The organism is Stenotrophomonas sp. 71799_Sma (assembly GCF_056482505.1).
Window position 1 is genome coordinate 621373 of record NZ_CM151202.1, and the last position, 23800, is coordinate 645172.

Annotated in this window: 24 protein-coding genes; 11 read left to right on the forward strand and 13 right to left on the reverse strand. The window is 67.2% G+C overall.

Going from position 1 to position 23800, the window contains the following annotated elements:
• Positions 1 to 15: 15 nt before the first annotated feature.
• Positions 16 to 603 (forward strand): alpha-ketoglutarate-dependent dioxygenase AlkB family protein, encoded by a 588-nt coding sequence (locus ACZK4Z_RS02810; protein WP_032127995.1) that lies wholly within the window; start codon positions 16 to 18, stop codon positions 601 to 603.
• Between the two features lie 4 nt (positions 604 to 607).
• On the opposite strand, the gene ACZK4Z_RS02815 is transcribed toward ACZK4Z_RS02810, so the two are convergent.
• The 4 genes from ACZK4Z_RS02815 to ACZK4Z_RS02830 are packed head-to-tail and all read right to left on the reverse strand — an operon-like array spanning position 608 to position 4126.
• Positions 608 to 1249 carry an ABC-type transport auxiliary lipoprotein family protein gene (locus tag ACZK4Z_RS02815; protein WP_125892546.1) on the reverse strand — a complete coding sequence of 214 codons (642 nt, stop codon included), beginning with the start codon at positions 1247 to 1249 and terminating at the stop codon, positions 608 to 610.
• A complete protein-coding gene (locus tag ACZK4Z_RS02820; RefSeq protein WP_014035909.1) occupies positions 1246 to 2172 on the reverse strand; it encodes an MlaD family protein in 927 nt (308 codons plus the stop codon). The genes ACZK4Z_RS02815 and ACZK4Z_RS02820 overlap by 4 nt, the downstream gene beginning before the upstream one ends.
• Positions 2173 to 2175: 3 nt before the next feature.
• Positions 2176 to 3003 (reverse strand): ABC transporter ATP-binding protein, encoded by an 828-nt coding sequence (locus ACZK4Z_RS02825; protein ID WP_046983181.1) that lies wholly within the window; start codon positions 3001 to 3003, stop codon positions 2176 to 2178.
• 1 nt (position 3004) lies between these two features.
• Entirely contained in the window at positions 3005 to 4126 is a 1122-nt protein-coding gene (locus tag ACZK4Z_RS02830) for an ABC transporter permease (RefSeq protein WP_032127999.1), read from the reverse strand.
• A gap of 92 nt (positions 4127 to 4218) precedes the next feature.
• Between ACZK4Z_RS02830 and ACZK4Z_RS02835 the strand changes: the two genes are divergently transcribed.
• Positions 4219 to 5478 carry a threonine/serine exporter family protein gene (locus ACZK4Z_RS02835; protein ID WP_049398420.1) on the forward strand — a complete coding sequence of 420 codons (1260 nt, stop codon included), beginning with the start codon at positions 4219 to 4221 and terminating at the stop codon, positions 5476 to 5478.
• Positions 5479 to 5593: 115 nt separating this feature from the next.
• Here ACZK4Z_RS02835 and ACZK4Z_RS02840 read toward each other — a convergent pair whose 3' ends face one another.
• Positions 5594 to 5977, reverse strand: a complete 384-nt coding sequence (locus tag ACZK4Z_RS02840) for an H-NS histone family protein (protein ID WP_032128000.1) — start codon at positions 5975 to 5977, stop codon at positions 5594 to 5596.
• Between the two features lie 222 nt (positions 5978 to 6199).
• Positions 6200 to 7903 (reverse strand): proline--tRNA ligase, encoded by a 1704-nt coding sequence (locus ACZK4Z_RS02845; RefSeq protein ID WP_032128001.1) that lies wholly within the window; start codon positions 7901 to 7903, stop codon positions 6200 to 6202.
• Between the two features lie 663 nt (positions 7904 to 8566).
• Between ACZK4Z_RS02845 and ACZK4Z_RS02850 the strand changes: the two genes are divergently transcribed.
• On the forward strand, positions 8567 to 9481 hold the full coding sequence (locus tag ACZK4Z_RS02850; RefSeq protein ID WP_107314970.1) for an IS110 family RNA-guided transposase: 915 nt from the start codon (positions 8567 to 8569) through the stop codon (positions 9479 to 9481).
• Positions 9482 to 9706: 225 nt separating this feature from the next.
• Here ACZK4Z_RS02850 and ACZK4Z_RS02855 read toward each other — a convergent pair whose 3' ends face one another.
• Positions 9707 to 10081 (reverse strand): DUF4124 domain-containing protein, encoded by a 375-nt coding sequence (locus ACZK4Z_RS02855; RefSeq protein WP_049400296.1) that lies wholly within the window; start codon positions 10079 to 10081, stop codon positions 9707 to 9709.
• Positions 10082 to 10161: 80 nt separating this feature from the next.
• Between ACZK4Z_RS02855 and pssA the strand changes: the two genes are divergently transcribed.
• From pssA to rimI, 3 genes are read left to right on the forward strand one after another with little or no spacing between them, the layout of a single operon-like run.
• A complete protein-coding gene (pssA, locus tag ACZK4Z_RS02860; RefSeq protein ID WP_019660986.1) occupies positions 10162 to 10938 on the forward strand; it encodes a CDP-diacylglycerol--serine O-phosphatidyltransferase in 777 nt (258 codons plus the stop codon).
• Entirely contained in the window at positions 10935 to 11444 is a 510-nt protein-coding gene (locus ACZK4Z_RS02865; protein ID WP_125892548.1) for a hypothetical protein, read from the forward strand. Before pssA ends, ACZK4Z_RS02865 begins: the two co-directional genes overlap by 4 nt.
• Positions 11441 to 11938, forward strand: coding sequence for a ribosomal protein S18-alanine N-acetyltransferase (gene rimI / locus ACZK4Z_RS02870; RefSeq protein WP_032128003.1), 498 nt, complete (start codon positions 11441 to 11443; stop codon positions 11936 to 11938). Before ACZK4Z_RS02865 ends, rimI begins: the two co-directional genes overlap by 4 nt.
• A 104-nt stretch (positions 11939 to 12042) precedes the next feature.
• Here rimI and ACZK4Z_RS02875 read toward each other — a convergent pair whose 3' ends face one another.
• From ACZK4Z_RS02875 to ACZK4Z_RS02895, 5 genes are all read right to left on the reverse strand, one after another.
• Entirely contained in the window at positions 12043 to 12864 is an 822-nt protein-coding gene (locus tag ACZK4Z_RS02875) for an EamA family transporter (RefSeq protein ID WP_049400290.1), read from the reverse strand.
• A 134-nt stretch (positions 12865 to 12998) separates the two neighbouring features.
• Positions 12999 to 15827: a valine--tRNA ligase gene (locus ACZK4Z_RS02880; RefSeq protein WP_049461826.1), complete on the reverse strand. Its 2829-nt coding sequence runs from the start codon at positions 15825 to 15827 to the stop codon at positions 12999 to 13001.
• A gap of 33 nt (positions 15828 to 15860) precedes the next feature.
• Entirely contained in the window at positions 15861 to 16052 is a 192-nt protein-coding gene (locus ACZK4Z_RS02885; RefSeq protein ID WP_012510005.1) for a YqaE/Pmp3 family membrane protein, read from the reverse strand.
• A gap of 19 nt (positions 16053 to 16071) precedes the next feature.
• Positions 16072 to 16497, reverse strand: coding sequence for a DNA polymerase III subunit chi (locus ACZK4Z_RS02890; protein ID WP_032128006.1), 426 nt, complete (start codon positions 16495 to 16497; stop codon positions 16072 to 16074).
• An 81-nt stretch (positions 16498 to 16578) separates the two neighbouring features.
• On the reverse strand, positions 16579 to 18057 hold the full coding sequence (locus ACZK4Z_RS02895) for a leucyl aminopeptidase (protein ID WP_125892550.1): 1479 nt from the start codon (positions 18055 to 18057) through the stop codon (positions 16579 to 16581).
• 104 nt (positions 18058 to 18161) lie between these two features.
• Here ACZK4Z_RS02895 and lptF point away from each other — a divergent pair, with 104 nt between their 5' ends.
• From lptF to ACZK4Z_RS02910, 3 genes are read left to right on the forward strand one after another with little or no spacing between them, the layout of a single operon-like run.
• Positions 18162 to 19244, forward strand: coding sequence for an LPS export ABC transporter permease LptF (gene lptF, locus ACZK4Z_RS02900; protein ID WP_253143419.1), 1083 nt, complete (start codon positions 18162 to 18164; stop codon positions 19242 to 19244).
• Complete coding sequence (gene lptG, locus ACZK4Z_RS02905) at positions 19241 to 20347, forward strand: LPS export ABC transporter permease LptG (RefSeq protein ID WP_125892552.1); 1107 nt, start codon at positions 19241 to 19243, stop codon at positions 20345 to 20347. Before lptF ends, lptG begins: the two co-directional genes overlap by 4 nt.
• A 54-nt stretch (positions 20348 to 20401) precedes the next feature.
• Entirely contained in the window at positions 20402 to 21274 is an 873-nt protein-coding gene (locus ACZK4Z_RS02910; RefSeq protein WP_478445420.1) for a hypothetical protein, read from the forward strand.
• 54 nt (positions 21275 to 21328) lie between these two features.
• Here ACZK4Z_RS02910 and ACZK4Z_RS02915 read toward each other — a convergent pair whose 3' ends face one another.
• Positions 21329 to 21820, reverse strand: coding sequence for an RDD family protein (locus ACZK4Z_RS02915; protein WP_478451176.1), 492 nt, complete (start codon positions 21818 to 21820; stop codon positions 21329 to 21331).
• 56 nt (positions 21821 to 21876) lie between these two features.
• Between ACZK4Z_RS02915 and xerD the strand changes: the two genes are divergently transcribed.
• Together xerD and ACZK4Z_RS02925 are read left to right on the forward strand one after the other, a co-directional pair.
• Positions 21877 to 22854, forward strand: coding sequence for a site-specific tyrosine recombinase XerD (gene xerD, locus ACZK4Z_RS02920; RefSeq protein ID WP_180838730.1), 978 nt, complete (start codon positions 21877 to 21879; stop codon positions 22852 to 22854).
• Positions 22855 to 22954: 100 nt separating this feature from the next.
• A complete protein-coding gene (locus ACZK4Z_RS02925) occupies positions 22955 to 23740 on the forward strand; it encodes a DsbC family protein (RefSeq protein WP_049424945.1) in 786 nt (261 codons plus the stop codon).
• The last annotated feature ends 60 nt before the right edge of the window (positions 23741 to 23800 follow it).

Consider the following 23800-nt stretch of genomic DNA (forward strand, 5'->3'; position numbering starts at 1 on the left):
TGCTAGCGTGTGACCATGCTGTTCCCTCACGACCTGCCCGATGCCGATGTCCAGCACCTGCCGGGCTGGCTGGCCGCGACCGATGCCGACCGGCTCCTGTCCGTGCTGCAGGCCGAAGTCCCCTGGGAAGTCCACCGCATCCGCATGTTCGGCAACTGGGTGGATTCGCCGCGGCTGAGCTGCTGGATCGGCGATCCGCAGGCGCGCTACCGCTATTCGGGGGCTGAATTCGTGCCGCACTTCTGGCCACCCGCGTTGCAGGCCATGCGTGATCGCCTGCAGGTGGAGGGCCTCGGCCGCTTCAACAGCGTGCTGCTGAACCGCTATCGCGGCGGCGGTGATTACATGGGCTGGCACAGCGATGACGAGCCGGAGCTGGGGCCGGCCCCGGTGATTGCTTCGCTGAGCCTGGGCGCGGCGCGGCGCTTCCTGCTGCGCCGGCGCGATGACCCGGCGCGGAAGGCCGAGTATCTGCTCGGCCATGGCGATCTGCTGGTGATGGCCGGTCAGACCCAACAGTTCTATCAGCACGCGCTGCCGAAGATGGCACGCGTGCAGGGGGAGCGGATCAACCTGACGTTCCGCTGGATCACGCCGCGCTGATCGATCAGCGCGCGACGGTCGGCTGGTCGGCCTGCCCGCTCACCAGCGTCCAGCCCACCACGTCCTGCGCCAGCTGCTGCAGCCCACGCTCGAACGCGGCGGTCACCGCCGGTACGTCGGTGCTGCCGACCGGCTGCGCCTGGCGGAAGGTGCGGTCGGCGACCACGCGCTGGTCGGCGACGTGGATCAGCTTGGCGTTGACCTCGATCACCACCGTCGGCGTGGCCTGTCCCTGGTAATCCGATTCGAAGCGGCGCACGTCGGTGGACAGCTTGTAGTCGGCGCGGATGCCGGCGGTGCTGCGGGCCACGCCGCGGATGCGGCCGGAATCCTCGAAGCCGCGCAGCAGGGTGTCCTCGATCATGTCGGTGGCCGGCTGCGCCCAGCTGGCGCCCTTGTAGATCTCCAGCTGCGACGGCGTCGGCCGCACGTTGATGCGCGGACTGTCGACCATGCGCGCGGCGCTGGGTTTGGCCAGTACCAGCTGCCAGCTGGCCTGTGGCCACGCCGGGTCCGCCTTCACCTGCACGGACGGCGAGTACAGCGTCACTGCGGTTTTCTCGCTGCTGCCAAGGATGGAGCAGCCGCCCAGCAGGGTGACCATCGAAGCGGCCAGCAGCAGGCGCGGAAGGGTGGTCGGGCTCATTTGGGTTCGAACTCCTTCGGTGCGTCGCGGCCCAGCAGATAGCGCGCGGGGTTGTTCTCGAGGCGGTCGCTGACCCGGCGCAGGTCGCGGATCAGGCCGCGCAGTTCGGTCAGCGTCGGGCCCAGCTGGCCGAGGCCATCGTTGGCGAAGCTGTTGATGGCAGCGCGGTTCTCGCCAAGGATCGAATCGGCGTTGCCGGCGGCCGAATCAAGCTTGGCCAGAGTGCCGTCGAGCTTGTCGATGATGCCCGGCAACTGCTGCACCAGGTTCTTGTCCAGGCGCTCGATGGTGCCGTTGGTGGTCTTCAGCGTGGTGTCCAGGCTGCGCGCGGCGTCGCGCGCGCTGAGCAGCAGCGCCTGCGTGCCCTGGTCACGGTCGGCCAGACCACCGCTGATGGTTTCCAGGTTGGCCAGTGTCGCGTTGATCGAAGCCACGTTGCGGTCGCTGAGAATCTGGTCCATGCGCTCGACGATGCGGTTGGCGACGTCGGTGATGTTCTGCAGCGCCGACGGCGTGGTCGGGATGATCGGCGCCGGGTCCTTGTTGACCGTGGTCAGCGCCGGCGACTGTGGCGTGCCACCGCTGAGCTGGATGATCGACGGGCCGGTCAGGCTGGTGATCGCCAGCTTGGCGCGGGTATCGGTCTTGACCGGCGTGTTGGAGTTCAGGCGGATGCGCGCAACCACCTGGCGCGGGTCGTCCGGTACCAGGTTCAGTTCGGTGATCGAGCCCACCGCGATGCCGTTGTACTGCACCGGGCTGCCCACAGACAGGCCGGTCACCGCTTCGCGGAACACCACGCGGTATTCCTGCCAGGTGCGGTCGGAAGAGTACTTGGCGGCCCACAGGCCGAAGGCCAGCAGGGCCAGGCCGGTGATCAGGGTGAACGCGCCGATCAGCACGTAGTTGGCTTTGGTTTCCATGGCTCAGGCACTCTCGATCTGTTCGCCACGCGCGGCGCGCGCGCGGGGTCCGTGGAAGTATTCCTGGATCCACGGATGATCCAGTTTCTCGATGTCAGGCAGGGGCGCATTGGCCACGACCTTGCGGTCGGCGATCACCGCGACCCGGTCGCAGATCGCGTACAGCGTGTCCAGGTCGTGGGTGATCAGGAACACGGTCAGCCCCAGCGCTTCCTGCAGGGTCTTGATCAGGCGGTCGAACGCCGCCGCGCCGATCGGGTCGAGGCCGGCAGTGGGTTCATCCAGGAACAGCAGCGGTGGGTCCAGCGCCAATGCGCGGGCCAGGCCGGCGCGCTTGCGCATGCCACCGGACAGCTGCGAGGGCAGCTTGTTGATCGCATCGGCGGGCAGGCCGGCCAGCTTCACCTTCAGCAGCGCCAGTTCGTAGTGCCAGCGCTCGGGCAGTTCGCGATGGTGCTCCTTCAGCGGTACCTGCACGTTCTCACCCACGGTCAGCGACGAAAACAGCGCGCCGTCCTGGAACAGCACGCCGGTGTTGCGTTCGATGTGCAGGCGGCTCTCGGCATCGTCGGCACGCGCGTCGCGGCCGAGCACTTCGATCTGCCCGGCATCGGGCACGCGCAGGCCGAGGATCGAACGCATCAGCACCGATTTGCCGGTACCGGAGCCACCGACCACGCCCAGGATCTCGCCGCGGCGCACGTCCAGGTCCAGGTCCTCATGCACAGTCTGGCTGCCGAAACGGTTGACCAGACCACGCACGCGGATGGCCAGCTCGTGGCCGTCGTCGTCCTGCATGGGAATTTCTTCGGGCGTCGGATGTGTGCTCATGTCACCAGTCCATGTGCATGAACCACAACGCCGCGAAGGCGTCGATGATGATCACCAGCGAGATGGTCTGCACCACGCTGGAGGTGGTGCGTTCGCCGACCGACTGCGCCGTGCCTTCGACCTTCAGTCCTTCCAGGCAGCCGATCAGGCCGATCACCAGCGCGAACACCGGCGCCTTCGACAGGCCGACCAGCATGTGCCGCACTTCCATCGTCTCGTGCATGCGCGCGATGTACATCTGCGGCGGAATATCCAGGTCGAACGCACCCACCGTGATGCCACCGGCCAGTCCGGCGACCATGGCGATGAAGGTCAGCAGGGGCAGGGTGACCAGCAGCGCCAGCAGCCGTGGCAGCACCAGCAGGTCGATCGGGTCCAGGCCCAGAGTGCGCATCGCATCGATTTCCTCGCGCGCCTTCATCGCACCGATCTGCGCGGTGAAGGCGCTGGCGGTGCGGCCGGCCAGCACGATCGCGGTCAGCAGCACCGCGAACTCGCGCAGGAAGGCGATGTTGACCAGCTCGACCACGTAAATCTCGGCGCCGAAATCGCGCAGGATGGTCGAGCCGAGGAAGGCGATCACCGCGCCGACCAGGTAGGACAGCAGTGCCACCAGCGGTACCGCATCCAGCCCGACCTGCTCCATCTGGTGCACGGTGGCGGTCAGGCGGAAACGGCGGGGTTCCTTGACCAGGCGCGCGGCCTTGACCAGGTTCTCGCCGAGGAAACTGCACAGCGCCTTGATGTTGTGGCCGGTGGCATGGACGCTGACACCCAGCCGTTCCAGTGCAGCCAGCACGCCGAAGTCGCGCTTGGGCTTGGGCCGGTCGTCGGCCACTTCCTCGATGGTGCACACCAGCGCCTGGTGGTCCGGGCGGAACTTCAGTGCGTCCTCACCGAGGTCGGCGCGATGGGCCACGCGCAGCACCTGCAGCACGCCGGCCGAATCCATCTTCTCGATGGCGGTGGCATCGATGCCGGTCAGCGTGTCGGGAACGCCGCGCAGGACTTCGGCCGCGGCCAGCGCGGTCTTCAAGGTCCAGGTGCCGGACAGGCGGATCACGCCCGGGTCATGGGCATCCTGTTCGAGCTGGGGGGCGTGGTTCGGGGTCACTTGGGCCATTCGGGTCGCAGCATAACCGTTCTGTATTGGGCATCGCGTCGAACTCGGATGAATTTCTCCGGTAAGGCCCAGCCTAGGTAATACTACGGCGCATGTCCGCAGACGCTCACACGATCCCCACGCCCCAGGCCACCTACGCGCAGCGCGTGGCCTTCGTTTCCGAGATCGCCGGACGCCTGCACAGCTACGGCACAACGGCCCAGCGCCTGGAAACGGCAGTGGTGGCACTGGCCCGCCAGCTCGATCTGGATTGTGAACCGTGGTCGAATCCCACCGGTATCATCCTCAGCTTCAGCGACCCTGCGCAGGCGATCGGCTCCAGTGACATCACCCGCGTGATCCGTCTGGCCCCCGGCGAGAACGACCTGCACAAGCTCAGCGTGGCCGACCATATCGCCGAGGAAGTGGCCAACGGGCGGATGAGCATCGCCCAGGGCCACACCGCGCTGCGCCAGCTGGACAAGGATCCGGGCCGGCGCGGCAAGCTGCGCACCATCCTTTCGTTCACCCTCGGTGCGGCCGGCGTGGCCGGCATGTGGAAGCTGCCGTGGCTGGACATCGCCACCGCCGGTGTCATCGGCCTGATGATCGGCCTGCTCGGCATGGTCACCGACCGTCGCCCGGCCACCCGTGAAGCCGCCGAGGCACTGGCCGCGCTGCTGGCCGGCCTGGTCGCCACCCTGGTCGCGTCCTTCATCGGCGCGCTCAACCTCAACACGGTGATCATCGCCTCGCTGGTGGTGCTGCTGCCCGGCATGTCGCTGACCAATGCGGTCAATGAACTGGCCAGCCAGCACTGGGTGTCGGGTACCGCGCGCTTTGCCGGCGCGCTGACCACCATCATGAAGCTCAGCGTCGGCGCGATGATCGCGGTGACCCTGGCCGATGTGCTCGGCCTCGATCCGGTGATCCGCGCCACGCGGCCGCAGGGGCCGTGGGTGGAGTGGGGCTCACTGCTGACCGCAGCGTTTGCCTTCGCGATGCTGTTCAAGGCCAACCGCCGCGATTATCCGTGGGTGATCGCGGCCTCGGTCGCTGGTTATGCGATCTCCAAGTTCGGTGGCCACGCCTGGGGCGCGCCGGCTGGCATCTTCCTGTCGGCGATGCTGCTGACCGCCGGTGGCAATCTGTTCGGCCGCCTCGTCGGCCGCCCGGGCGCAATCATCCGCCTGCCCGGCATCATCATGATGGTGCCCGGCAGCACCAGCCTGCGCGGCGTGCTGACCCTGGTCCAGCAGCAGGACGTGGGCGCCGGCCAGAGCGTGTTCCTCACCGTGCTCAACGTGGTGATGGCGCTGGTCGCTGGCCTGCTGTTCGGCAACCTGCTGATGCCGGCCCGCAAAACCCTGTAATCGCCCTCTGGGCTGCTTCCTGTGGGTGTGGACCGTTGGTCCACACCCCTTTCCTTTCCAGGGAATGAAAAACGCCGGCTTTCGCCGGCGTTTTTCATTGCATCCCGATCCGGCCTCAGGCCTTCTTGATCAGGAAATCTTCCGGCTTCTTGCTGCCCTTGGCGGTCAGCTCGGCCATCCAGCGCGGCTGCTTGCCACGGCCGGTCCAGGTTTCCTTCGGATTGGCCGGGTTGCGGTACTTCGGCGCAACCTTGCCCAGCTTGCGGCCAGCGGTCTTCGACGGTGCCTTGGCAACCTTGGCCACCTTGCGCGCGCGCGGGGCCGGGGCGTCGCCGAACAGTTCCTCGATGGTGTAACCCTCGGTCTTGGCCAGCTTGGTCAGCTGTGCCCGGACCTTGGTGATCGGCCGGCGCTTGGCGACGATGGTCTGCTGTTTCTTGGCGGTGCGGATCAGGGCGCCCAGCTCGCGTGCCGACAGGCCGGTCAGGTCAATGCTCATTTACGGTTACTCCGGAAACTAATAAGTGGACGGGACGAGCCAGTCCCTGGCGTCGCGGGACAGAATAAAGATGAATTAATCGCAGCACAAATGCAGACCGGTCATGGCCTGGCAGCATCCCGGCTGCATTGCGTCGATTTTGACCGGATTATGTCCGCTGCAATATTGCTCAAATGGGCGTCAGGCAAAAAAAGACCGGGGCATGCCCCGGTCTTTTCCTGATCAACCCTGCAGGCGCTGCAGCAGGGTGGCCTTGTCCAGGCTTTCCGCTTCGCTGGCGCGGCGCGAACGGTACTCGTAGGTGCCGGCGGCCAGGCCACGTTCGCTGACCACCACGCGGTGCGGGATGCCGATCAGTTCCATGTCGGCGAACATCGCGCCCGGGCGAAGGCCACGGTCGTCGAGTGCCGCGTCCAGGCCCGCATCGCGCAGCTCCTGCAGCAGGTTGGCCGCGGCGTCGGCCACGGCGGCGTCGCCCTTCGGATTGATCACGCATACCACCACCTGCCACGGCGCCATCGCGTCCGGCCAGATGATGCCGGCATCGTCATGGTTCTGTTCGATCGCGGCAGCCACCACGCGCGAGATACCGATGCCATAGCAGCCCATCGCCATCACCGCGGCCTTGCCGTTCTCGTCCAGAACGGTGGCATCCAGCGCTTCGGCGTACTTGCGGCCGAGCTGGAACACGTGGCCGACTTCGATGCCACGGGCGATCTTCAGTTCACCACCGTCCAGCGCGCGGTCACCGGCACGCACGTTGCGGATGTCGGCCACTTCCGGTTCCGGCAGGTCGCGGCCCCAGTTGACGCCAGCCAGGTGGAAACCGGCTTCGTTGGCGCCGACGACGAAGTCGGACATCGCCGCCACTTCGCGATCGGCCACCACGCGGATGGCCTTGGCCGGGGCGACCGGGCCGAGGAAGCCCGGCACGCTGCCCAGGTGCTCGGCGATTTCCGCCTCACTGGCGAAGCGCTGTTCGTCCAGGCCGGCAACCTTGGCCAGCTTGATCTCGTTGACCTCATGGTCGCCGCGTACCAGCAGCAGCACGAACTGCTGTGCCTTGCCTTCGCCGGCGATCAGCGCCACCGATTTCACCGTGCGCTGCAGGTCGATGCCGAGCAGCGCCGCGACATCCTCGCAGGTTTTCTGGGTGGGGGTATCGACCTTGCGCATGGCTTCGCTGGCGGCCGCACGCGGTGCCGGATCGGCAGCGATCGCCGCTTCCATGTTGGCCGCGTAGTCCGAACCGGTGGAGAACACCAGCGCGTCTTCGCCGGAATCGGCGATGACGTGGAATTCCTGCGAGGCATCACCGCCGATCGCGCCGGAGTCGGCCTGCACCATGCGGAAATCCAGGCCGAGGCGGGTGAAGATACGGCTGTAGGCCGACTTCATGTTCTCGTACTCGCGCACCAGGCACTCATCGTGCAGGTGGAACGAATAGGCGTCCTTCATCAGGAACTCGCGCGAACGCATCACGCCGAATCGCGGACGGATCTCGTCGCGGAACTTGGTCTGCACCTGGTAGAAGTTCACCGGCAGCTGCTTGTAGCTGGACAGCTCGCTGCGCGCGAAGTCGCAGGCGGCTTCTTCGGCGGTCGGGCTGTAGCAGAACACCTGGTCCTTGCGGTCCTTGATCTTCAGCAGCTGCGGGCCGAACTTCTGCCAGCGCCCGGTCTGCTCCCAAAGTTCCTTCGGCTGGATGGTCGGGATCTGGAATTCCACGGCACCGGCGCGGTCCATTTCCTCGCGCACGATGCGTTCAACCTTGCGCAGCACGCGCAGGCCCAGCGGCGACCAGGTGTATAGGCCCGATGCCAGCTTGCGGATCATGCCCGCGCGCAGCATCAGCCGGTGGCTGGTGAGCTCGGCGTCGCTGGGGGTTTCCTTGGTGGTGTGCAGGTGGAACTGGGAGAGGCGCATCGTCGGCTTCGGATAACGGCAGAGACGCCTATTCTGCCAGCCCGGCCGGGGGGAGGGGTATCGGCAGGGCTGCGCCCTGCACCCGCTTCAAGCAACGTCAACTGCAACTGCAACAGCGGGCTTCCCGTGGGATGGCGGGGTGGGTCCGGTTGCGGGGGACGCCGTAAATACGTCCCTGTGGCTCGGTCGCGCCATCCATGGCGCTCACGCCCCCGCAACCGGACCCACCCCGCCTTCGACAGTTTTCTGCGATCTGTCGCCCTTTTGTAGGGCCGAGCCATGCTCGGCTGCTGTTCGATCAATTCTCGAACTATTCGATTTCCATGGAGATTCATCCACGCATGGCGTGGATCTACTGACCACCGGGAATCTGTCGGGGGTGGGGCGGTGTCGGATTGCGGGGTGTCAGCCGCATGGATGCGGCTGCCAAGCCTTATCTGATCGGAATCTGGCAGCGTAGGCGTCGAGAGCCGGCGTGGGCCGCCGTGCGAGCCTAGATCTCGACGATCCGTAACCAGGATCGCGACGATCGCCATGTAGCTTGGCGCCCACGCCGGAATCTCCCTTGATCCGCCCGAACAGTTGCTGGAGCGACCACTCGAAGCGATAAGACTGGGCAAGCGGGGGAGCTCTCGACCCTTCCAGACTATACGGAGTCAGGTGATGAACGGGATCGGGATTGATGTCAGCAAGCGTCAGCTGGATATCGGTACGACGGACGGAGAAACCCTGCAGGTCAGCAACAACCGCTCCGGGTTTTCTGAGCTGGATGTTTGGCTGAAGAAGCGTCCGACCCGCCAGATCGTGCTTGAAGCCACGGGGGGCTATGAGCAGCCGGTGCTGGATTTCCTGCACAAGGCCGGTCATCCGGTGGCCCGTGCCAATGCCTTGCGCGCCCGGAAACTGGCTCAGGGGTTGGGTCAGATTGCCAAAACCGACCGTTTGGATGCCTACGCGTTAGCGCAGATGGCCGCCCTGGTGAAGCTGCCTCCCTATCAGCCGCTGCAGTCTTGGCAGCAGAAGATGCGGGAGTTCGTTCGGGCACGTCGGCAGGCGATGGACGCCCTGACCATCGCGCGGCAGCAGCAGGAAATGGTGCTTGATCGTGAACTGCGCCGACTACTGCAGGGCAACATCACCCGCCTACAAACGTTGGTTGAGCGTCTGGGCAAGCAGATCGTCGAGCAGGTTGGTCAGCAGCCTCAACTGAAGATGCTGAAGTCGATGAAGGGCGTAGGGCCTGTGCTGCAGGCAGTTCTAGCCAGCTATCTGCCAGAGCTTGGCAGGATCACTGGCAAGCGCATCGCCAGCCTGGTCGGGGTAGCCCCGATGTCCCACGACAGTGGCACGATGAGAGGAAAACGAAGCATCCATGGTGGAAGAGCCGAAATCCGGCAAGTGCTCTACATGGCGGCAATGTCGGCCATGCGGCATGAACCTCGGCTGCGCGATTTTTACCAGTCGCTACGAGCCCGCGGCAAGGAAGGCAAGGTGGCCATCGTGGCAGTGATGCGGAAGATGCTGGTCATCCTCAACGCCCGTGTGCGCGACGCTGAAAGCGGGCTAGTCCCCGCCTGAGGCGAGCCAGGGCGAAAGACCAAAGGCTGCCGGCCAGCGGCCGGCACTACCGTGCCCGTTTACCTGACGGGCCTGAGACTCTCCAGCAACACAGTTGCTACAGGGACGTACTTGCGGCGTCCCCGCACTCCGACACCGCCCCGCCATTCCACGGAATGCCCGCTCTTGACGTTGCCCTTGCTACCGCCTCTGCGGGTGCAGGGCTGCAAGCCCTGCCGATAACCCTCACTCCGCCGGGCAGTAGGCCTTGATGGCGGCTTCAGCCAATCCCTTCTGCGCGCTGCGCTGCTCCGGAGCCAACGCGGTATCGGCCTTGCCATCACCATCGGTGTCCTGCATTACCTGGCCGCCGCCGTCCAGCAGGGCCAGGTTGGCGCGGGCGGTGCTGCACTGCTCGGGCACCGGCGCGGCCGGGGTCTCGGCGCTGGCCGCCGCCTGGGGACTGCGCGCCTGCGCCCGGGTCTCGAACTTCCTGCCCGCCGGCGGGGTCTCCGAATACTGGGTCACGCCATTGGCGTCCTTCCATTTATAGACCGGGCCGGCCACGGCGTTGGCACTGGCCAACAGCAGCAGGCATCCAAGGCAGGACAGGGCACGCATGGCAAACTCCACGGAATGGGCGTAGAACGCCGATTGCAGCATTGGCGCCGAGCACTGGCAAGTCGATTAAACTGGATTCCATGGACCCGATCACACCGCCGCCGCGTTCGCGCACGATTTACCTGCTGCCCAACCTGTTCACCACCGCCGGCCTGTTTGCCGGCTTCTACGCGATCATCGCCGCGGCCAACGGGGACTTCGTCAACGCCAGCATCGCCGTGTTCGTGGCGGCGGTGATGGATGGCCTGGATGGGCGCGTGGCGCGCCTGACCGGCACCAGCAGCGAATTCGGCGTGCAGTACGACTCGCTGGCCGACCTGGTCAGCTTCGGCATGGCCCCGGCGCTGGTGATGTACCACTGGTCGCTGTCGTGGCTGAAGTTCGACGACCCGCTGCTGGGTCGCGTCGGCTGGGCCGTGGCCTTCCTGTATGCCGCCTGCGCGGCGCTGCGCCTGGCCCGCTTCAATACCCAGGTAGCGGTGGTCGACAAGCGCTGGTTCGTCGGCCTTGCCAGCCCGGCCGCGGCCGGCCTGATGATGTCCTTCGTCTGGGCGTTCGCCGATGGCAACCTGGGCTGGGACGGCAACCAGCTGCGCTACGTGGCGCTGGCGGTGACGATCATCGCGGCGCTGCTGATGGTCAGCCGCATCCGCTTCTGGAGCTTCAAGGGCGGCGGCGCCAAGGGCACCCGCTCCGACCGCGTGCCGTTCCTGGTACTGGCCCTGGTGCCAGTGGCGATCGCCATTGCGGTCATCGACCTGCCGCGCGTGCTGTTCGCGGTGGGCATCCTGTATGCCTTGTCGGGCCCGGTGATGTGGGCCGTGCAGCGCCTGCGCAAGAAGCCCGAGGCCGCGTGAGCGAGGACCTGCCCGTGCTGTGGTCACCGGCCCAGCAGGCCTGGCTGCAGGCCATGGGCTACACCGTCTATCACGACGGCCAGCTGGCCGCCGAGCTGGATGCCGCGCTGCAGCTGAGCGTGGCCGAAGCCGAGGCGGCTGCCACACCAGCGGCGGAGCAGGCGCGGGCGCCAACCGCACCCGCGCGCGAACCTCTGGCTGCGGCCGCACCGGTTTCCCGCCAGGAACGCCCGGCGCCAGCGCGCCGCGAGACCCCGGTCAGCGCACCGGACACCGCGCCCGCCGCTGCCCGGCCGCTGCCTGGCGGCAATGCCCGGCAGCCGGTGGTGCGCCTGCCGGATCGCCTGCAGATCGCCTTGCTGCGCGCGTCCGGCTGCAATCCCAATGATCCGGCCACGCAGGCGCTGATGGACAGCTGGCCGCTGGACCAGCTGCGTCAGGACCCGGCCGCCAAGCGCGCGCTGTGGCCGCAGCTGCGCGCCCTGCGCAAGCGGGGTGCGCCATGAGTGCGGTCAGCCAGCCCGGTCCGGTCAGCCTGCGCGCGCTGCGCGAGAGCGACCTCAACGCGGTGATGGCGATTGAAGTACGCGGCTATCCGTTTCCCTGGACCCGCGGCATCTTCGTCGACTGTCTGCGTGCGGGCTATCCGGGCCTGGCCATGGAGCGTGATGGCCAGCTGATCGGCTATGGCGTGCTCAGCATCGCGGCCGACGAGGCCCATGTGCTGAACGTCTGCATCGATCCACTGACGCAGTCGCGTGGGCTCGGACGTCAGTTGCTGCGCGCGCTGGTACAGCTGGCCGGCGACCGGGGGGCGCAGCGTGTGTTCCTGGAAGTGCGTCCGTCCAACACACCCGCGCTGGCCTTGTACCACAGCGAAGGCTTCAACGAGATCGGTCGCCGCCCGCGTTACTACCCGGCCGCACAGGGCCGCGAAGACGCGGTGGTGATGGCGATCGAACTGGTCGACGGCGACCTGCAGGCGATGCCGCCGCTGTAACGGAGCAGGGTTGCCGGCCTGCGGCCGGCACTACCGATGGATCTCCGCTGTCATCGACACATCACCTACCGTGGTAGGTGCCAGCCTTGGTTGGCACGCTTTCCTCACGCCAGCCGCAGTGCCAACACACCCCCGACGATCAACGCCGCCGCCAGCCAGCGCGCGCGCGGAATCCGTTCGCGCAGCAGGAACACCGAGATCAGCAACGCGAACAGGATCGACGATTCGCGCAACGCCGAGACCATCGCCACCGGCGCCTGGGTCATTGCCCACAACGCCATCGCATACGAGGTGGTGGTGCCGACGCCACCGGCCAGCCCCAGCGGCCAGTGCTGTCGCGCATAGTCCAGCACCGCGCCGCGGCGCGTGTACAGCGCCCACAGTGGCAGTGGAATGCCCGACAGCAGGAACAGCCACAACGTATAGCTGAGTGCGCTGCCGGACTGACGCGCGCCCTGCGCATCGACCAGCGTGTAGGTGGCGATCATCGCCGCGGTCAGCAGCGGCAGGCGCAGCTGACCGCCACGCGCCCCCAGCGCCATGCACAGGATGCCGGTGCTGACCAGCACCACGCCCAGCCACGCTGCCGGTGGCAGCTGCTCGCCCAGCAGGGTGCCCGCCAACGCGACCAGGATCGGCGCGCTGCCACGCATCAGCGGGTAGGCCAGGCTCATGTCGACCTGCTGGTAACAACGTGCGACCAGGCCGTAATAGGTCACCTGCAGCAGCACCGACGCGCCCAGCCACGGCCAACTGTGCGCCGCGGGAAATGGCAGGAAGGGCAGGGCGGCAGCCGACAGCAGCGCGGCACTGCCGGTCACCAGTACGGTGCCGAGGAACTTGTCCGGCCCGCGCTTGACGATCGCGTTCCAGCTGGCGTGCAGGGCTGCAGCGGCGAGAACCAGCAGGAAGATGGAAAGCGGCATCCGCCGATGATGCCATGCCGGAGAAATGGAAACGCCGGGCATCGCCCGGCGTTTCCGATTCCGCTTCGGTTGGTGCCAACCTCTCCCGCCGTGGTAGGTGCCAACCTTGGTTGGCACGCACCAGAGCGAGGCGCTTACAGCTTCGCGCGCTGCTCGCGCAGGCCGGCCAGCTGGGTGTTCCAGTCGACCAGGCGCACGCGTTCCTGCTCGACCACCGCCGGCGGCACCTTGTCGGTGAACTTGGCCAGCTTGGTTTCGCTCTTCTCCTGCTCGCCTTCCACGCGCTTGATCTCCTTGTCCAGGCGCGCGCGCTCGGCATCGAGATCGACCAGGCCTTCCAGCGGCACCAGCAGCTTCAGTTCACCGACGATCGCGGCGGCAGCCGGCGGTGCACTTTCGCCTTCAGCCAGCCACTGGATGCTGTCCAGCTTGAGCAGGAACGACAGCGAGGCGCTGAAACGTTCGATGCGCACGCGGTCCTGCTCCAGACCGGCCTGCAGGCGCAGCGGCACCAGCTTGGACGGCGCGACGTTCAGCTCACTGCGCACGCGGCGCACGGCGCTGATCACGGCCTTCAGCCATTCCACGTCGGCCTCGGCCTGGGCGAAATCGCCTTCGAACTCGGCGGCGGTGGGGTACGGACGCAGCGACAGCGTGGTTTCGGCCAGGCCCAGGCGCGGGGCCAGCTGCTGCCACAGCTGTTCGGTGATGAACGGCGTGAGCGGGTGCAGCAGGCGCAGCAGCGCTTCCAGCACGTACAGCAGAGTGTGGCGGGTGCTTTCGGCGTCGGCGGCATCGGCACCATTCAGTGCCGGCTTGCTCAGCTCCAGGAACCAGTCGCAGAACTCGTTCCAGGCGAACTCGTACAGGCACTGCGCCAGCAGGTCGAAGCGGTAGTTGGCGTAGTGGCCCTGCGCCTCGGTGGACACCGCCGCCAGGCGCGCAAGGATCCAGCGCTCGGCATCGGTGCGCGGCGTCGGCACGCCGGTGAACGTTGCACCCTCGGTGTTCATCAGGGTGAAGCGGCTGGCGTTCCACAGCTTGTTGCAGAAGTTCTTGTAGCCCTCGGCGCGGTTCATGTCGAACTTGATGTCGCGGCCGTGGGTGGCCAGCGCGGCGATGGTGAAGCGCAGCGCATCGGCACCGTGGGCAGCAATGCCGTCCGGGAATTCCTTGCGGGTGGCCTTCTCGATCTTCTCCACCATCTTCGGCTGCATCAGGCCGCCGGTGCGCTTGGCGACCAGATCGTCGATGGTGATGCCGTCGATGATGTCCAGCGGATCGAGCACGTTGCCCTTGCTCTTGGACATCTTCTGGCCCTGGCCGTCGCGGATCAGGCCGGTGAAGTAGACGTCCTTGAACGGGATCTTCCCGACCAGGTTGTCGGTGGCCATGATCATGCGCGCCACCCAGAAGAAGATGATGTCGAAGCCAGTGATCAGCACCGACGACGGCAGGTAGCGGTCGAAGCCGCGCTCGGCCATGGCCTGTTCGTTCGGCCAGCCCAGGGTGGAGAACGGCCACAGCTGCGAGGAGAACCAGGTCTCCAGCACGTCGCTTTCCTGGTTCAGCACCACGTCGCTGCCCAGGTTGTGCTTCGCCCGCACTTCCTCTTCGCTGCGACCGACGTAGCAGCTGCCGGTGGCTTCGTCGAACCACGCCGGAATGCGGTGGCCCCACCACAGCTGGCGGCTGATGCACCAGTCCTGGATGTTGTTCATCCAGTGGCGGTAGGTGTTGATCCAGTTCGGCGGCACGAAGGAAATGCTGCCGTCTTCGACCAGCTCCAGGCCACGCTTGGCCAGGTCGTCCATCTTCACGAACCACTGGTCGGTCAGGTACGGCTCGATCACCTGGCCGGTACGGTCGCCGCGCGGCACCTGCAGCTTGTGCGCCTTGGTCTCGACCAGGATGCCCAGGTCTTCCAGTTCGGCCAGCACGGCCTTGCGCGCGGCGTAGCGGTCCAGGCCCTGGAAACGCTCCGGCGCGTTTTCGTTCAGCGCCGCCACCGGGGTGAACAGGTTGATCATCGGCAGGCTGTGGCGCACGCCCACTTCGTAGTCGTTGAAATCGTGCGCCGGGGTGACCTTGACCACGCCGGTGCCGAAGGCACGGTCCACGTAGTCGTCGGCGATCACCGGGACGCGGCGGCCGGTCAGCGGCAGCACCACGCTCTTGCCGATCAGATGTGCATAGCGCTCGTCTTCCGGGTGCACCATCACCGCGGTATCGCCCAGCAGGGTTTCCGGGCGGGTGGTGGCGACGACCAGGTAGTCGCGGGTTTCGCGCAGGGTTTCCACGCCGTCGGCATCGCGCTCGACGTGTTCGTAGCTCAGGCCCTCATCCAGCGTGTAGGCGATCGACCACAGGAAGCCGTCTTCCTCGGCGCTTTCCACTTCCAGGTCGGAAATGGCGGTCTTCAGCACCGGGTCCCAGTTGACCAGGCGCTGGCCGCGGTAGATCAGGCCCTGCTCGTACCAGCGCACGAAGGCCTCGTTGACCGCCGCCGACGGCTGCGGGTCCATGGTGAAGGTGCTGCGCGACCAGTCGGCGGAGGTGCCGAGGCGGCGCATCTGGCGTTCGATGGTGTCGCCAGACTGCTGCTTCCACTCCCAGACCTTGCCGATGAAGCCTTCGCGGCCCAGCGAATCGCGGGTCTCGCCCTTGCCTTCCAGCGCCAGGTTGCGGCTGACCACCATTTCGGTGGCGATGCCGGCATGATCGGTACCGACCTGCCACAGCGTGTCGTAGCCACGCATGCGGTGGTAGCGCACCAGCGCGTCCATCAGGGTCTGCTGGAAGGCGTGGCCCATGTGCAGGGTGCCGGTCACGTTCGGCGGCGGCAGCAGGATGGTGTACGGCTCGCCCGTGCCGGACGGCTTGAAGTGGCCGGCCTTCTCCCAGGCCTCGTAGAGGTCGGTCTCGAAGGACTTCGGGTCGTAGCTGGAGGCGAGTTGGGTCATGCGGGGGAACCGGTAATCAAGGCGGAAGGGAGATCAGCGCGGCCCGAGGGCGCGCCGGATCTTCTGGTCGGTGTGGTACTGGCTGACCGCGTAGGCGGCCCAGATGGCGGCGGGCAGCCAGCCGATCAGGGTGATCTGCAGGATCAGGCAGACAATGCCGGCAAACGGCCGGCCGATGGTGAAGAAGGACAGCCAGGGAAGAATCAGGGCGATCAACAGGCGCATCAAGGGGTCCTCGCTGGACTTACATGTCGTGCTTGTTCAGGTCGTAACCGGCGGTCTTGTACTGGCGCCAGCGTTCGCGCAGCGGTTCGCGCGCTTCCGGGTCGGCCGGAACCACTTCCAGCACGCGCTCGCACTCGCCCAGCCAGGGTTCATCACGCAGGTTGATCACCAGCGGGCGCGCCGGTGCCTCGGTGCCCGGCACGGCGATCAGCACCAGGGCTTCTTCCTCGTCCATGTCCTCGCCGGCGATCTGGTGCGGGATGTAGGCATCGTTGTCGAACGCCCACAGCAGTTCGTCCAGCTCCTCGGCCTGGGCCTGGTCGCGGGCCAGCACCAGGGTGAACAACCCGGCGTCGTTGGCCTTGCGCGCCAGCTCGCAGACCAGGCGCAACGGCTCGGTCAGGAAGCGGGGCTTGGCGATCAGGTAGAAGTCGGCGCGGGGCATGGCAGGGTCCGGGTCAGGCAGGGGCCCGGCAGTGCCGGGCGAGGCCCTGGCCGGCGGGGCCGGCCAGGGTCGGGTACGGCATCAGGCGCGGGCGGCCTGGTCCAGCAGCCACTGGCTCAGCAGGCCGACCGGGCGGCCGGTGGCCATGCCACGCTTGCCTTCATCGCTGGCCACGCCGGCGATGTCCAGGTGGGCCCAGCGCTGGCCTTCGGCGAAGCGCGACAGGAAGCAGCCAGCGGTGATCGCGCCGGCCCAGCGGCCGCCGATGTTGTAGACGTCGGCGAAGGTCGAATCCAGCATCGGCTGGTATTCGTCCCACAGCGGCAGGCGCCAGGCGCGGTCGAACACCTGCTCGCCGGCGGCCAGCAGCTCGTTGGCCAGGTCGTCGTGCTTGCTCATCAGGCCGGCGGTCTGGTGGCCCAGGGCGACCATGCAGGCACCGGTCAGGGTGGCGACGTCGACCAGCGCGGCCGGCTCGAAGCGCTGCGCGTAGGTCAGCGCGTCGCACAGGATCAGGCGGCCTTCGGCGTCGGTGTTGCCCACTTCGATGGTCTTGCCCGACATCGAGGTGATCACGTCGGACGGACGGTAGGCGTTGCCGTCGATGGCGTTTTCCACCGCCGGCACCACCACCACCAGGTTCAGCGGCAGCTTGGCCTTGACCGCAGCGACGAAGGTGCCGATGACGTTGGCGCCACCGCACATGTCGTACTTCATCTCTTCGATGCCGCCCTGGGTCTTCAGGTTGACGCCACCGGTATCGAAGGTGATGCCCTTGCCGACCAGCACGTACGGCTTGGCGTCGCCGCCATTGTTCCACTTCAGCACGACCAGGCGCGGGCGGTTGGCCGAACCACGGGCCACGGCCAGCAGCGAGCCCATGCCCAGCGCTTCCATCTGGGTCTCGTCGAGGATCTCGGCTTCGGCACCATCGTGCTCGCCGGCGAACTTCACGCCGACCTCGGCCAGATGGGCCGGGGTGCAGTAGTTCGGCGGCAGGTTGCCCAGTTCGCGGGCGAACTCGACACCGGCGGCGATGGCCTGGCCCTGGGCCAGGGCCTGCGCGTCGTCACCGGCGATGGCCAGCTGGGCCAGGCCGGCGTCGTCGGCCTTCTTCTTGCCCAGGGTGGCGGTGTAGCGGTACGCGGCATGATCGGCGGCGATCACCGCCTGGCGGATCGCCCAGGCCGCGTCGCGGTCCTTCACCGCCACTTCGGACAGGGTGAACAGTGCGCTGCGGGCAGCACCGGCCTTCAGCGCGCGCACGGCGTCGCCGACGGCCTTCAGGTACTGCGGCACGCCGAAGCGGGCGGCTTCGCCCAGGCCGACCACCAGCACGCGCGGGGCGGTCACGCCCGGCAGGTCATGCAGCAGGGTGGTGGCGCCGGTCTTGCCGGACAGGTCGCCGCGCTGGGCCAGGGCGGCCAGGCGGCCACCGCTGGCGGCGTCCAGGGCCTGTGCGGCCGGGGTCAGGGTATGGTCGGCATACGCGCCAACCACCAGGCAATCGACGGTGGCGGCGGCCGGAGCAACGTGGTTCAGGGTGAATTCGAGGGCCATTGAGCAGATTCCATTGGCGAGTCCGTACAATCGCAGGCCGTTTACGCCCAGACAGTAGACTGGGCGGCACCGCGAACGAACCCCAGAGTTTAAACCACCGCCCCATGCTGAAGCTCGACCGATACCTGCTGGGCGATTTCGTCCAGAGTTTCCTGGCTACCCTGATCGTCCTGCTGGTGGTCAGCGTGGGCGGCGTGCTGGTGGACATCCTCGGCAACATCGCCGACGGGCGCCTGCCGGCCAAGCTGCTGTTCTCGCAGCTGGGCCTGCAGTTCATCGCCTACCTGCCGCTGATCCTGCCGCTGGCGCTGATGCTGGGCCTGCTGCTGGCGATCGCGCGCCTGTACCGCGACTCGGAAATGGCAGTGATCACCGCCATTGGTGTCGGCCCCAAGCGACTGCTGCGGCCACTGCTGATGCTGGTGGTGCCGGTGGTGGCACTGGTGGGCGCCTGCTCGCTGTGGCTGGGCCCGTGGGCCGGCCGGGTGGCCGAGCAGATGATCATCGAGGCCAACCGCAGCGTGCTGATGGCCGGTCTGGAGCCGGGCCGCTTCACCCCGCTGCCCAATGGCGGCGTGGTCTACATGTCCTCGATCTCGCCCGATGGCACCCAGCTGGGCAAGGTGTTCCTGCAGCGCCAGAAGGATGACCGCCTGGAGGTGGTGTCGGCCAATGGCGGCCGCATGTTCTTCGAGGGCACCCGTCAGCGCTTCCTGGAGCTGGATGACGGCCACCAGGTGGAAGGGCCGGTGGCTGGTGGCCTGGACTACCGCCTGGCGACCTTTGCCCGCAATGACGTGGCCCTGCCCGATGGCGCGCAGACCCGCACCGAGGATGACCCGGAACTGATGCCGACCCTGCAGCTGATCGGCGATGAGCGTCCGCAGGCGCAGGCGCAGCTGCACCGCCGCCTGGCGCCGCCGCTGATCGCGCTGGCGTTCGCCCTGCTGACCGTGCCGCTGGGCCGCAGCTCGCCGCGCCAGCAGCGCTACGGCCGCATGATGCTGGCGCTGATGGCCTACATGGTCGGCACCAATCTGATGTTCATCGGCAGCGGCTGGATCGCCAACGGCAAGATCCCCCCTGCGCTTGGCCTGTGGTGGTTGACCCTGCCGTTGCTGGCGCTGGCAATCTGGATGTATGCACGTGATGGCCGCCTGGGCCGCCCGAAGGGAGCCCGCGCATGAGGCTGCGCCCGATGCGTTTCGACCTGTACCTGGGCCGGTCGGTGTTCACCACGGTGCTGCTGACCTGGGCCGTGCTGGTTGGCCTGGACGTGGTGATGGCGTTCTCCGGCGAGTTCAAGGACATCGGCAAGAACGGCTACACGCTGGGCCATGCCGCCGCCTGGGTGCTGTACACGGTGCCACGCCGCGCCTACACCATGTTCCCCACCGCCGCGGTGATCGGTGCACTGATGGGCCTGGGCCAGCTGGCGGCGACCTCGGAGCTGACCGCGCTGCGTGCGCTGGGCCTGTCGCGCAAGCGCCTGAGCGTTTCGGTGGCGATCGCGCTGTCGCTGCTGACCGCGGTGATGGTGTTCAGCGCCGAGACCCTGGGCCCCTGGGGCCAGGACCGCGCCGATGCGTTGAAGTCCAGCGCCAAGTGGGGGCGGGATATCGCCACCAGCCGCTACTCGGGCCTGTGGGCACGCGAGGGCGATACCTTCCTCAACGCGCAGAGCGGCGAGGAGCAGCTGGTCGGCGACAAGGGCACGCGCCTGATCCTGCGCGACGTGCGCCTGTACCGCATCGCCGAGAATGGGGGCATCGCCTCATTGACCCATGCCGACACCGCCGAGCATGACAGGGATGGCTGGGTGCTGACCGGGGTACGTCGCGATACCTTCGGCGAGCGCTCGGCGACCCGCCAGGAAGTCGCGCGCGAACCGTGGAATTCGAAGCTGGATGCGGCCGCATTGGCCACCGGCATCGCCAAGCCGCGCAATCTCAGCCTCGCCGAACTGAGCACCAGCATCACCTACCGGCAGCGCAACGGGCTGGACGCGCGTGACTTCGAGGACGTGTACTGGAGCCGCTGGTTCTACCCGTTGAACGTGCTGGCGCTGTGCCTGGCGGCGGTGCCGTTCGCGTTCGGCTCGCTGCGCAGCGGCGGCATGGGCAAGCGCCTGTTCCTGGGCATCCTGTTCGCGCTGGGCTTCTGGCTGCTGCAGCTGTTCTTCGGGCGCATGGCCGGCGCGCTGAAGTTCGATTACCGCATTGCCTATGCGCTGCCACCGATCGTGATGCTGGCGGTGTCTGGATTGCTGTTCCGGCGCAAATCGGGTTGATTCCCAGGGAGCCGGGCAAGGCCCTGCTGTTTCCGTTTCACTTCAAGGACGAACATGAGCTTCCAACGCTTTCTGCCGTACATCGCGGCCGTGCTGCTTTCTGCCGGCTGCAGCCGGTCCACCGTCGACTTCGAGATCGACAACCCGACGGATGCACCGCTGACCTTGTCGGTCGACCAGCAGGTGCATACCCTGCCGCCGCACACCTCCATGCCCCTGGTCCTGGAGCCGGGCCAGTACCGGCTGCAGAGCGAGAAGATCGGCAGCGTACGCATGGTTGTCTACGCCGACGGGATCGGCGGGCTGATCAACCCGGCCATGGCCGAGTACGTGATCGTCACCGAGCAGTACGTCACCAGCAAAACCAATACCGGCAACCTGGCATCGAAGATCGAACTGAACGATGTGGAGATCGAGGGTCCCTACGTGAAGGCGACCGGCTTCTTCATTCCGCGCCGTTGGGACGCAGGACTGAAGGGCGAGCTGCCTGAAACGTTGGTCTCCAGCAGCCCGGATACCTCGTCCGACTACCGGACCAAGCTCTACAATGTGCCTGGCTTCTTCGAATACCTGGATGCCGGGGACGAGCTGAAGGAGGCTTTCGGGCCGGATGGCTACCGGCCGCCGGCAGCATCGGTGGCTTTCACTGCCGCCCAGCTGCCGCCGCTTCCGGCGGCCTATGAGGCCCAGGGCAAACCGATGCGCGAGCTGTACGCGCAGTACCTTGCCGCAACCGATGCAGGCGAGCAGAAGCGCCTGAAGAAGACCAGCCTGAAACTGTGGCAGGAGTTCGTGAAGACCCGTGCGCAGTTGAGCGGACAGTCGCCGGTGGCTGACGATGTGCAGGCCAATGCGTTTGCGTCCGCCTTCTTCGACCTCTGGACGCAGCCGGCGGTGATCCTGCCGGACCCGGCAGCTGCTGGCTGATCGCTGCGTTGATCGTGTAGAGCCGAGCCCATGCTCGGCTCTACACGTGGTGCATCACTGCTTCGGCATGCGCATCAGGCGGGTGCCGCTGGCGCGGTCGTGCCAGGTCAGGCGGTCGCGGTCGACCCATGCCCACCAGAACCCCAGTCCACCCAGCAGCAGCGACAGTGAGCCCGCCGCGAAGCGCAGCCACAGTTGGCCGCGCCGAAGCGGCGTGCCATCGCTCGATAGCAGTTTCAGCCGCCACGGTCGCATGCCCAGCGTCTGTCCGCCACGGCGCCAGCTGGCCGTGGCGTACCACCCCGTGATTCCCCAGCACACCGCCCACAGCAGCCACTGCCAGGCACTGAACGGTGCGATGTTCTCGCGCTGCGCGTGGCCGCTGAAGGTGTAGGCGAGGGTGAACAGCGTGCCGGCCAGCATCCACAGCGCCAGCACCGGCAGTGCGTCGTAGACCATCGCCAGCACGCGCCAGGCCAACAAGGCACGTGGGCGGGGCATTTCGGTAGCGGCCGCAGGGGCCGTGTCGGTGGCGGGGCGGGACATGCGCCGAGCATACGCAAAGCTGGCCGTGCCCGCAGTGGCCCTCGTATCCTGCACCCATGGCCCTTGTTTCCACCCCCGCCGAACGCCGCCAGCTGGTCCAGCAACTGCCCGAGCTGCGCGCCGACGACAGCGCGCGCATCCAGCGCTTCCTCGATGCGATCTGGGCCGAGAACGGCCTGGCCCGCGCCACCCTCGACAGCTACCGGCGCGACCTGGAAGGGCTGGCGCGCTGGATGGATGGACGCGACGGTGGCCTGGCCGGTATCGAACGTCCCGGGCTGTTCGACTATCTGGCCTGGCGCACCCGGCATGGCTGGTCGCCGCGCAGCAATGCGCGCCTGCTGTCGGCGCTGCGGGCGTTCTTCGCCGATGGCGTGCGCCGTGGCGAACGCAGCGAAGACCCCAGTGCGCTGCTCGACCCGCCGAAGCTGCCGCGGCTGTTGCCGAAGGCGCTGGCCGAAAGCCAGATCGACGCGCTGCTGGCGTCGCCGGACATCGACAGTCCGCTGGGCCTGCGCGACCGTGCCATGCTGGAGCTGATGTATGCGGCCGGCCTGCGCGTGAGCGAGCTGGTGCTGCTACCGGCCACGGCAGTCAACCTGCGCCAGGGCGTGCTGAGGGTCACGGGCAAGGGCAGCAAGGAGCGGCTGGTGCCGCTGGGCGAGGAATCGCAGCACTGGCTGGAGCGCTATCTGCAGGCGTCGCGCCCGCAGCTGGTCGGCAAGGGCAAAGTGCATGCCCTGGCGGATGGGCAGACCCCGTTGTTCATCGAGCCGACGTTGCATGCACTGACCCGGCAGGCGTTCTGGCACCTGGTCAAGCGCCACGCGCAGGTGGCCGGCATCGACCCGGCGCGGATCAGCCCGCATGGCCTGCGCCACAGTTTCGCCACCCATCTGCTCAACCGCGGTGCCGACCTGCGCGCGCTGCAGATGCTGCTCGGCCACAGTTCCTTGTCGACCACCCAGATCTACACCCTGGTGGCGCGCGAGCATCTGCAGAAGCTGCACGCCCGCCACCATCCGCGCGGCTGAGCGCCGGGCTGAATCGCTGCCCGGGGCCGTGCCGGGCGTCGCGGCCCGGTTCTGGTGGCTGTGTCAGAATCCGGGATCTTCTTCTGTTGCGGATCGCTCCATGCTCCGATTTGCCATCGCCGCCGTGTTCGGTGCGCTCAGCCTGACCGCCTGCGCCCAGCCGGCTCCGCCGGCCGCCAAGGCACCCGCCGCGGCTGCGGCCAAGGCCGCCCCGGCCGCCAACGCTTCGGCCGACCAGGCCGTGCGCGCCGCGCTGACCGCGCTGAATCCCGGCTTCCAGGTGGACTACATCGGTGCTGCGCCGTTCCCCGGCTTCCGCGAGGTCGTGGTCTCCGGCCAGTTGCTGTACGTGTCCGACGATGGCCGCTACCTGTTCCAGTCGCAGCCCTACGACACGCGTGCCAAGGGCCCGGCCAACAGCGAGGGCCTGCTGGGCTACCGCCGCGATCTGCTGGCCAAGGCCAACCACGGCGACCGCATCGTATTCGCTGCGCCCAATGCCAAGTACACCATCAGCGTGTTCACCGACATCGAGTGCGGCTACTGCCGCAAGCTGCATCAGGACATCGCAGAACTCAACCGCAACGGCATCTCGGTCGAGTACCTGGCATTCCCGCGCATGGGCCTGGGCAGCAAGGACTACACCGACATGATTTCGGTCTGGTGTGCAGCGGATCGCCGCCAGGCCCTGACCAACGCCAAGCGCGGTGGCAGTGTGCCGGCCAAGAACTGCACCAACCCGGTGGCGATGCAGTACGCGCTGGGCCAGCAGTTGGGCGTGAACGGCACGCCGGCGATCTTCGCGCCGGATGGCACCCAGCTGGGCGGTTACCTGCCGCCGGCGCAGCTGCGTGCGGCGCTGGACAAGCTGTCCGAGAAGCGCTGACGCGGAATCGTAGCGTCGAGGTATGCTCGACTGCGGGACCATCAGCCGAGCATGGGCTCG